The 9,540-nt window shown below is 34.7% G+C and carries 13 protein-coding genes and 1 pseudogene; 11 read left to right on the top strand and 3 right to left on the bottom strand.

Annotated elements, in window-relative coordinates; all coding sequences use genetic code 11:
- The first annotated feature begins 43 nt into the window (after positions 1 to 43).
- Entirely contained in the window at positions 44 to 979 is a 936-nt protein-coding gene (gene repM / locus GO593_RS18960) for a replication initiation protein RepM (RefSeq protein ID WP_001292329.1), read from the top strand.
- 77 nt (positions 980 to 1,056) lie between these two features.
- Complete coding sequence (locus GO593_RS18965; protein ID WP_000839337.1) at positions 1,057 to 1,575, top strand: plasmid replication DNA-binding protein; 519 nt, start codon at positions 1,057 to 1,059, stop codon at positions 1,573 to 1,575.
- A 195-nt stretch (positions 1,576 to 1,770) separates the two neighbouring features.
- On the opposite strand, the pseudogene GO593_RS19300 reads toward GO593_RS18965, so the two are convergent.
- Positions 1,771 to 1,893: pseudogene (locus GO593_RS19300) on the bottom strand (cysteine hydrolase); the annotation flags it as partial.
- 130 nt (positions 1,894 to 2,023) lie between these two features.
- Between GO593_RS19300 and GO593_RS19305 the strand changes: the two are divergent.
- The 8 genes from GO593_RS19305 (at position 2,024) to GO593_RS19010 (ending at position 6,062) form a co-directional block, all read left to right on the top strand.
- Positions 2,024 to 2,359, top strand: coding sequence for a hypothetical protein (locus tag GO593_RS19305; protein ID WP_001061698.1), 336 nt, complete (start codon positions 2,024 to 2,026; stop codon positions 2,357 to 2,359).
- Between the two features lie 541 nt (positions 2,360 to 2,900).
- Positions 2,901 to 3,257 (top strand): type II toxin-antitoxin system RelE/ParE family toxin, encoded by a 357-nt coding sequence (locus tag GO593_RS18980; protein WP_000269904.1) that lies wholly within the window; start codon positions 2,901 to 2,903, stop codon positions 3,255 to 3,257.
- Positions 3,250 to 3,552 (top strand): helix-turn-helix domain-containing protein, encoded by a 303-nt coding sequence (locus tag GO593_RS18985; protein ID WP_001129974.1) that lies wholly within the window; start codon positions 3,250 to 3,252, stop codon positions 3,550 to 3,552. The genes GO593_RS18980 and GO593_RS18985 overlap by 8 nt, the downstream gene beginning before the upstream one ends.
- On the top strand, positions 3,545 to 3,754 hold the full coding sequence (locus GO593_RS18990; protein WP_000069474.1) for a hypothetical protein: 210 nt from the start codon (positions 3,545 to 3,547) through the stop codon (positions 3,752 to 3,754). The genes GO593_RS18985 and GO593_RS18990 overlap by 8 nt, the downstream gene beginning before the upstream one ends.
- 174 nt (positions 3,755 to 3,928) lie before the next feature.
- Entirely contained in the window at positions 3,929 to 4,447 is a 519-nt protein-coding gene (locus GO593_RS18995) for a tetratricopeptide repeat protein (RefSeq protein WP_000447196.1), read from the top strand.
- Between the two features lie 38 nt (positions 4,448 to 4,485).
- A complete protein-coding gene (locus GO593_RS19000) occupies positions 4,486 to 4,998 on the top strand; it encodes an SMI1/KNR4 family protein (RefSeq protein ID WP_001089573.1) in 513 nt (170 codons plus the stop codon).
- A gap of 197 nt (positions 4,999 to 5,195) precedes the next feature.
- A complete protein-coding gene (locus GO593_RS19005) occupies positions 5,196 to 5,624 on the top strand; it encodes an organic hydroperoxide resistance protein (RefSeq protein WP_000105988.1) in 429 nt (142 codons plus the stop codon).
- Positions 5,625 to 5,630: 6 nt separating this feature from the next.
- Positions 5,631 to 6,062 carry a MarR family winged helix-turn-helix transcriptional regulator gene (locus tag GO593_RS19010; RefSeq protein ID WP_000042163.1) on the top strand — a complete coding sequence of 144 codons (432 nt, stop codon included), beginning with the start codon at positions 5,631 to 5,633 and terminating at the stop codon, positions 6,060 to 6,062.
- 232 nt (positions 6,063 to 6,294) lie between these two features.
- Here the strand turns inward: GO593_RS19010 and GO593_RS19015 are convergent, their stop codons facing one another.
- Both GO593_RS19015 and GO593_RS19020 read right to left on the bottom strand, forming a co-directional pair.
- On the bottom strand, positions 6,295 to 6,522 hold the full coding sequence (locus tag GO593_RS19015; protein WP_000555568.1) for a hypothetical protein: 228 nt from the start codon (positions 6,520 to 6,522) through the stop codon (positions 6,295 to 6,297).
- Positions 6,523 to 6,751: 229 nt separating this feature from the next.
- Complete coding sequence (locus GO593_RS19020) at positions 6,752 to 7,513, bottom strand: hypothetical protein (protein WP_000425105.1); 762 nt, start codon at positions 7,511 to 7,513, stop codon at positions 6,752 to 6,754.
- Positions 7,514 to 7,817: 304 nt separating this feature from the next.
- Between GO593_RS19020 and GO593_RS19025 the strand changes: the two genes are divergently transcribed.
- Positions 7,818 to 8,987, top strand: coding sequence for a MobA/MobL family protein (locus GO593_RS19025; RefSeq protein WP_002134206.1), 1,170 nt, complete (start codon positions 7,818 to 7,820; stop codon positions 8,985 to 8,987).
- Positions 8,988 to 9,540: the final 553 nt, after the last annotated feature.

Here is a 9,540-nt window from a genome sequence, read left to right on the forward strand (position 1 = left end):
GTCTATTGTACAACCTAGTTTAATTATAAATTTATTATTAGAAATGAGTGAATTAATCGTAAAGGATAATGCTCTAATTCAAGCAAGTTATACCTTAGATACAGTTGAACAAAGACTGATCCTATTAGCCATTGCTGAAGCTCGAGAAACTGGACATGGGATAACTGAAAATAGTCTTTTAGAAGTACATGCAAGTAGTTATATAAATACTTTTAATGTCGAGAAACATACCGCTTATACCGTACTCAGAGAGGCATCTAAAAGCTTATTTGATCGCTATGTCACATACCATGACATTAATCCTAAGACAGGTAAGGATCGTAGCTTTCATTGTCGTTGGGTCGACAAAATTGGGTATGAATCTCAATCAGGAATTATTTTCCTACGATTCACCCAAGATATCGTTCCACTCATAACTCGACTTGAAGAAAATTTCACTAAATATGAATTGCAGCAGGTTTCTAGGTTAAGTAGCTCATATGCTATTCGGCTATACGAGCTATTAATTCAATGGAGATCTGCCGGAAAAACGCCACTTTTTGATCTATCTATCTTTAGACAACAACTTGGTGTCAAACCTCATCAATACAAAACAATGAGTAACTTTAAAACATATGTTTTAGATTTTGCTCTTAAGCAGGTAAATGAGTTAACCGATATAACAGCTAAATATGAGCAACATAAAAAAGGGCGTTCTATTTCAGGTTTTTCATTCACTTTCAAACAGAAAAAAATGAGTAATCTGCCAATAAAAAATAAGCGTGACCCAGACACTATAGATATTTTCTCAAAAATGACAGATGCTCAACGCCATCTGTTTTCCCACAAACTGTCAGAACTTCCTGAAATGGGAAAGTATTCTCATGGTACAGAAAGCTATCCGCAATTCGCTGTACGCATTGCAGAAATGCTTCAAAACCCAGAAAAGTTTAAAGAACTCTATCCTTATCTCCAAAAAGTAGGCTTCAAAGCTGCATAGAAGATAGACTTGCTGATTTGTCTATTAGACAGTCTAATAGACACTAATTTTTTACAAGATTAGGCAGAGATTTACACATGAAAAGCCTTACAGTTCTTGAGCTTTCTAAGCTTTACAATATTAATCGACAAACCATTTACAACAATATAAAGAAAGGTATTTTAAGTAAAAATTCTGACAATAAGATTGATCTTGCAGAAGCGATCCGGGTATTTGGTGAGCCAGTACAAAAACAGAGTGTAAAAGAAACTGTAAAAGTAGACAGTCCAACTTCGGCAGAAGTTTTACTCCTTAGACAGCAGATAGACCTACTAAAAAATCAGCTAGATGATGCAAAAAATAGAGAAAGCTTCTATCAAAATCAAATTGAAACTATGCAACGCCTATTGGAAGCTCCAAAAACCAATACAACACAATCTGATGATCCTGGATCAACACAGGCAGAATCCACAGTAGAAGAAAAAGAGGACGTCATAGCTATGCCTCCTAAGGAGTCAGAGGTTATCGAGAATAAGCGTATTCCAGTCCCTGAACATATTGAGCCAGAACCAGAAAAAAGGGGCTTCTGGAGCCGTTTTTTCAAGCCCTATGGATGATAGGACTATTTAATCAGACTAATCAAAACCGTGGAACAATGATCAATAATTGATCGTGAAACATAAAAAATCACTAAAACAGCCTGAGCGTGACTGCTTAGGCTGTTTTTACATCCATAAGACATTGTTTTAAAATGCTTTTTACAAAGAATTTCGTATAAGGTGTATTATGTTAATTTTAGGAAATCTTAAGCTTTAGCCAACATAATCTTCAGTTGATATTACTTGAGCATATGCAAATTCAAAAGCGGCCATTAATGTTGCATGGACATGACCAGCAGGTACTTTAACGCCATTAAATTCCAAGTCAGCTCTGGCCCTAGAATCATTTTTTTAACTTTTCATAATGAAGAATAAAAATAACTCAATGTTTACTTTAGGTTTTATACGCTTTTTCTTTTCAGGAGATAATGCTAGGATCAAAATTGGCTAACATTAAATAATCATAATGAATAATCTTCAAATAGTTATAGCACAAGCTCTACATTCATATGAATTTGAACATATGGAGCAATCAATAAGTAAATCCATTAGCGACACTATATTGGAAATATTGGTCAATGATGGGCCTTTTGAAAAAATTGATTGTTATCTGTATTCAAAAAAAGATTCTAAAAAAATTCTAAAAAGCTCTATACACTATGTAATTGCTGTCTTAGAAAGGGCGAAGTATAGAGTACAGAGAGCTCAGCAAGATAATCTGAGTCCTTTGTATATCTGCTTATACGTGATTAAGAAAATTGAGGGCTTTATCGAATACTTAAATACTAAATTTCAACTGTGAAAGCCTCCATTTAACATAATGGAGCTTATGCGAAATGGATCTTTAAGATTACTTTAAGATCAGTAGCTTACATTGAGTCATACCCTCTGGAACGACCTCGTTCAACCGACTTAGAAACAAGTCGGTTTTTTTATGCTCAATTTTGATACTTCTTGCCAATAAAATTGTTTAAAAAATAATCAAAAATAGCAATTCCATAGAGTTTATAAGCTTTTTTACCCAAAAGAATCCACTATTTCTGTGGATAACCACTGGGATAAATTTTGATTATTTTTTGTACGTTTTGGCTTACAGCGTTTCACGAAATTGTCTGTATCTATCCCCCGATGAAGCTCTTATGATCGATCTATATGGACAGGATGTTCAATGACTTAAAACAACAATAATAATCAGTCAGACACCATGACCATCAGGTAGTCAGCCCTACCTATGCGCTCCATACTGAAAAATCCCGACATGACGTCGGGATTTTTTATTGCCATTTGCAAAGTCATTCAATCAGATTTAATATATAGACTGTAATCTATATTGTGATTGTAATATGTGGACAGTCATTACAACGGATCTGTTTAATGAATGGCTTGAACAGCAAGATGAAGCAACACAAGAGAAAGTCTTAGCTGCATTGGTTGTTCTACAACAGCAAGGGCCTAGTTTAGGTCGTCCTTTAGTAGATACCGTCTACGATTCTAAATTTACCAATATGAAGGAACTACGTGTTCAGCATCGTGGTAAACCGTTAAGGGCATTTTTTGCATTCGATCCCCTAAGACAAGCGATTGTGCTGTGTATTGGTGATAAGAGTAATAAAAAGCGTTTTTATACAGAGATGCTAGCAATTGCAGATGAGCAATACGCACTTCATCTCTCAACTTTAGGAGATCAATCTAATGGCTAAGAGCTTACAAGAATTATTGGCTAGTCGCTCTCCAGAGAGTCAAGCTCGTATTCAAAAAATGGCTGATGAATTACTTTTAGAAAGTCAGCTTCACCTTATCCGAGAAGAGTTAGAAATTTCCCAGAAAGAACTAGCTGCAACCCTTGGAATTAAACAGCCGTCATTATCAGCAATCGAAAATCGTGGTCATGATCTTAAAATTTCAACGATGAAAAAGTATGTTGAAGCAATGGGTGGAAAACTTCGTATTGATGTAGAGCTTCCAACAGGAAAACACATAGGGTTCAATGTCTAATAATAAACCTTTGAAAAATAGTACTAAATTACTTGTTAACTTAGACAAGTTTATATTTTTAGTCAATGCTGCCGATAGCCTAGAAGAAATTGAAATTATTAGAGATTTATGCTGTGAATATTTTTCACATTGTAAGAGGCCAAGCTATTACATTGATATTTTTGACAATGCTTATTGGATAAAATATTACGAAATAGCTTAATCCTTCTAGATTCGCATAAGAGTTTCTATGTTAAATAGGACTAAAAATATACTCTAATTTTAGAGTTTTCTTTTAGGTATGATGTAAAAACATACAAGCCTAAGAGTTTAATTTAAAGGTTAAGAATTGAATAAATTAGTAAATATTTTTATGGCTTTAGGAGTTTGCCTTTCAATGGAAACATTTGCAGAACCTGTTTTTTCTAATGATTTATTAGCGAAAGCAGAAAGTGGAGATACTTCTGCCCAGTTAGAATTAGCTGAGATTTATCTATATGGTCATGGTGTTGATTCAGATGAAAATCAAGCTGAAATTTGGGCTATTAAATCAGCTGAAAATGGAAATGTAGCAGCAATGTTTTGGTTAGCTGATGGATATGTTACCTATGCTAGATTAATAGAGGATGATGACAAAAACGATTCTTTAGAACATTTCCAAAAAGCTTTTAAGTGGTTTCAGAAAGCTTCAGAAAATGGTCATTCTGAATCAATGGTTGAGTTAGCTGACCTATATACTCGCGCAGATAGCGGAATAGAAGTTAATATTAAGAAAGCTTTAGAACTTCGTGAAAAGGCTGCAAAGTTAGGTAATAAGAAAGCAATGCGAAGTCTTTCCGTTATGTATCGTGATGGTATAGGCATTCCTAAAAATACTGATTTAGCTCAAAGTTGGTGGGATAAGTCTGAAAATTAATTTTAGTAAAAGTTAAGGATTTTTTAAGAGTCTAATAAATGAATAGTGTTCATGAAATTATAGAAAAAATACATAATGAATGGGAGATTGAACCTAAGAAAGCTATTCAGAGAGGTATGGAATGTCCCTTTCCTTTGCAGTGTTCATTAAACCTAAAAAGCAAAATTTACCCACAAATACCCCAAGTACTTTTACCAAAAGTATTAGAGAATTTTTATACAGTATCTAATGGTGCAGATCTATTTAAAGATCAAGAATACGGACAATGGGGCTTAAAATTATATTCTATTGAGGAAGTAATTTTTGCTTCAAAAATTTATAAAAGTAATCGTAATAATGACGCTCTTCAAAGTGACTTAATTATTGGAGAATTCTATGGAGATTCAGACTTATTGTTAGTTCGATGTGATCCTAATAGTGATGATTACGGCTCTATTTTTGTTGTCTTACCTATAGATCAAAGACAAGATTGGTACATTGTTGCTAATACTTTTCAAGAATTCATTAGTAAATTTTATGAAACTCAGGGTGATAAATTCTGGGAACCTTAAAATTATATGGCCGATATAAGCTCTATTTAACTTATGTTCACCTAAAATTTATTTAATTATCACAAAAATAGTATCATTTTTTTGAATTTCATATAACGCCCATTATGTTAAATAAAAAACAAAGGAAAATAATTGACCTATATTTAATTGTGTGCAATTATATTTTACACAATATAATATTAAGCAAGGTAATATACATGAGTACTCTCTATTCAACTCAAGTCAAAGCAGTCGGTGGACGTTCGGGAACGATTCGTAGTGAAGATGGTATCTTAGAACTAAAATTGGCTTTGCCAAAAGAATTAGGTGGTAAAGGTGATGCAACGAATCCTGAACAATTATTTGCAGCTGGCTATGCTGCATGCTTTGGAAATGCAGTGATCCATGTAACTCGTAGCAATAAAGAATATAAAATCCGTGATAACGATGTAGAGGTCCTGAGTACTGTTGGAATAGTTGCTAATGGCAATGGTGGATTTGCCTTGACAGTACACTTAGATGTCACGCTTTCAGGTATTTCACAAGCTGATGCAGAGAAAATCGTGGAACAAACGCATCAAGTATGTCCTTATTCCAATGCTATTCGAGGTAATATACAGGTGTCTACCACTGTCTATACCAAATAAAAAGCTATGTCCAAGAATCAGCTTTGCTTAGATGAGCAACTATGTTTTCCTATTTATGCTGCATCTAATTTAATCGTAAAAGCTTATCGCCCTTTTCTTACACCTCTCGGACTCACTTATCCTCAATATTTAGTGATGTTGGTTTTGTGGGAAAAAGAATGTGTAAGTGTGGGTGATCTTGGACAAATTTTACATCTTGATAGTGGAACATTAACCCCACTATTAAAAAGAATGGAGACATCTGGTCTAATTAATCGATCACGTGATCCTAATGATGAAAGACGAGTTCTTATTTCATTAAAAGATAAAGGGCGAGACTTATCTGCTGAAGCAGAAAAGATTCCTAAAGAGCTTACCAAGAACATTGAGTTTGATAACTTAAATCAATTACGAGATGAATTAAAAGTATTAGTTAATCTATTATCAGAAAGAATTTGAGACCTCTTAATATCTGATAATGGAAGCCTGTTTACTTTCAAGAATCAATTAGTTTTTCTAAAATTAACATAATACACCTTATACGAAGTCAAAAAAATATATCTATATGATAATTAATGAAATTGTAAAACCTATTCATAATGACCATTATGTAAAATGGAGATGATAGAAGTGTACTAGTGAGTACACTTCTATCATAAAAAAGAGAGCTGCTAGCTCTCTTTTTTATGTTTTATTCAAAATGAAGTTGATATTTATCCGTCGTAATCTTGATCTTGAGGTTCTTATATTTTCGTTTTGTGGCACTCAGGGCTGAATCTGTCACTTCTGCATGAAATTTAGGGTCATTCATTAGATCATGAAATAGTTTATATCCAATCAATAACTTACTGGATTTTTTCTTTTCCTTTAGATCATTTTCAATCAACTGATCCAATTCTTTTACAGAAAAACTATGCATATTACCCTCTATAGTATCTTTCTGATAAAACACCATACAGACTTAGTAAGAGGATTTAAAGCTTATTAGATAATTGATATTTATGAAATTGTGAGAAAAATAATATATTAGATTTATTTATTTATTTAAGTTAAGTTTTTCTAAAAATAACATAATACACCTTATGCGAAATTCCAATGTAAGCCCAAAATAGAAATGTCCAACTTCTCTAAAATCCCTGCTAAATAAACTACTCTTCGCCTTTTTCTAAGGCCTTTTTAATTTCAATTACTGACAATAATTCTCCGCCCTTTTGCCAGGTATGTAATCCTTCTAACACCTGAATAAAAAGTTTATTTGCTTTAAAATATTCATTTTCATATGTCTTAACATCTTTAAAAATTAAAGATTTACGTACTTCATTATGAAACTTTGTCGTATTCACAATCCGATTGGTAATCTGTTGAGGAGTATCATTGCTAATATCAATATTGAGTTTCTTAAATGCGACAAGAACAGCACCACCTAATTCAAATTTACGTTGATTTTCAGCTTTGCGTTTTTTCCCAGCATCCTTCTTCTGTAGCTGACTCAAATACAATTCTAAATCACTGTATTCAAGCTTTTGCGCTTTAAAATTCAGATACCGTGTCGCCAAGGTTTTTAAAATATTTAGTTCCATCTGATCTAGTGCATTCTTTTGAAAAAGTTCATACAGATCTAAAAACTTCTGTTCATACTCGGTTTTAAGAGGCAGATTATTCAACTCTTCAAACAGCAATTTCAACTTCAGATGTTCACGATAAGGTTTTAAAGCCTCTTTGACCAGAACCTGATCTGTCTGAGTTAGCCCCTCAAAATTACAATCAACACTATTTAAAGCCTTTAACACTTGAGATTGAAGATCAGAAAGCTGTTCTTGCTGTTCTAAAAACTCTACAAATGCATGTAACTCAGCAATCTGTAACAACTGAGCAGGTCGACCACGCTTTTTTGCTTTTTCCATTTCCATCATCTGCCGCCAAATTTTCAGAACTGCAACCTCTTTAAATATGGTTTTACCATATTTAAAGAGGGCAGTCTGAAAATAATTATTTAATATAAAAATAAAAATTCTTTTCAAGAAATTTTATTTTTATATTAAATAATTCGCACTTGACAGTTTCTCCTCATCGGAGAAACTAGTACGCAATGGGGCGCTTCCCCCTTGACCCCCTTCAACCGGATTTTTCAGCCATACAGGCATTTCAAATCCGGGCGGTTTTCATTCCGTTTCACTGCATAAAAACCGAACCCACAACCCAGCAGAGGTGAACATGGCCAGCTACCACTTCAGCGTCAAAAGCAAAAATAAGGGCTATGCGACCGGCCATTATCTCTACATTTCCCGGCTGATGCAGTATGAAGGCATCCGCAAAACCAGCAATGAGACCATAGAACATATTGAACCTGGTCGATGTATGCCTGCCTTTGTAAAAGATCCCATTGATTTTTGGCAGGCAGCAGATACGTATGAACGAGCCAATGCCAAGGCCTACATGGAGTATGAAATTGCCCTACCGAATGAGTTCACGTCAGAACAGCGTAAAACGCTCATAGAGACGTTTTTAGACAAACATATAGTTCCACAGCAATATCCGCACTCATACGCCATACACAACGTAAAATCACGTATCAGTGGCGAAGATCAGCCTCATTGTCATCTGATGTTCTCGCTAAAAGCGGATGACGGCATTGAACGCAGCGCAGAACAGTACTTCAAACGCTATAACCCTCAAGATCCAGCCAAAGGCGGTGCCAAAAAAATCCAACTTCAAGATGGCCATGAAGACTATTCCACTTTTTTGATCTATATCCGAAAACAATGGGAAAATCATTTGAATGATGCCCTTGCACAGCACTGCCCGACCGTCACCTACACACTGGATGGCCAAGACATCACCATCAAAAATCAGGTTTCAGCAGACAGCTATGAAAAATATAACGAGATCCACAGCACGCTATACCTTCCAGAGCCAAAACTAGGCGTTGGACAACAAAATGCGACAGCGGAATATCTCGCCCAAATCCAAAAAATCAGAGAACACAACCAGCAAGAACGAGAACTCGAAGAACGCCAAAAGCAATTAGATCAACAACATGAATATTTTTATAGTGCTGAAAACAACCCATTTTCATCATTGGAAGTCATGTATTACCTGAATTACTTAATCAAGAATGCAACAAATAAGGACAAACTAAAAAATGATTTGAATGAAATTATCAAAAACCAAGGCCCTATACTTAAACAAGAAGCTTGGTCCATCTACGAAATGAATGAAAAACTAGAAGACTCAAGACGTAACAGTACCCCATGTTTTGAGTTCGAGGTGCATTCACTTCCTGAATACGTATTACCGATACAAAATACGCCTCCCAAACGCACTCAATCAGAACCAGTACAACCTAAAGCTGATGATTATGATTACGGTGGCCCTGGTTTTTAAGCTCAGTTGGTTTTATCCAAAGTTTACAGAGCGAGTGTCTACGAGCGAACAGACACAATTAAAATTTTTGCCATGCTTTTTCCCTGATTACAAACTCCCCTTTGCTGCTGAGACTGAGATACAGAGCATCCCGGAGGGTGCGAACAGATTTAATTTGCATCTAGGTCGAGCGAAGCGAGTATAAAAAACTTATGAGCGAAGCGAATTCCGAGTTGCTTTTGCTTTTTTGAAGTTATCACGAGATTAACCCAAAAATTGCCCCTTCGAACTGAGCGTAAGCGAAGTTCAATAGAGTTTGAGCGTAGCGAAAACATAGGGCAATTTTTCATTCATTGGGCTTTTAATTATTTTTAATCTTTTAAATGCTTTTAAATAAGCTGTAAACCTTTATTTATAATAGTTTCATAGTTAATAAAACTAGGTTTATCGACCCATAAAACTAGGTTTATCGACCCATAAAACTAGGTTTATCGACCCATAAAACTAGGTTTATCGACCTTAAAGCTAGGTTTATCGACCCATAATTAAGTTAATTTACAACTCAATTGAAATA

Origin of the sequence: Acinetobacter baumannii, assembly GCF_009759685.1 — a bacterium.
Taxonomy (GTDB): Bacteria; Pseudomonadota; Gammaproteobacteria; order Pseudomonadales; family Moraxellaceae; genus Acinetobacter; species Acinetobacter baumannii.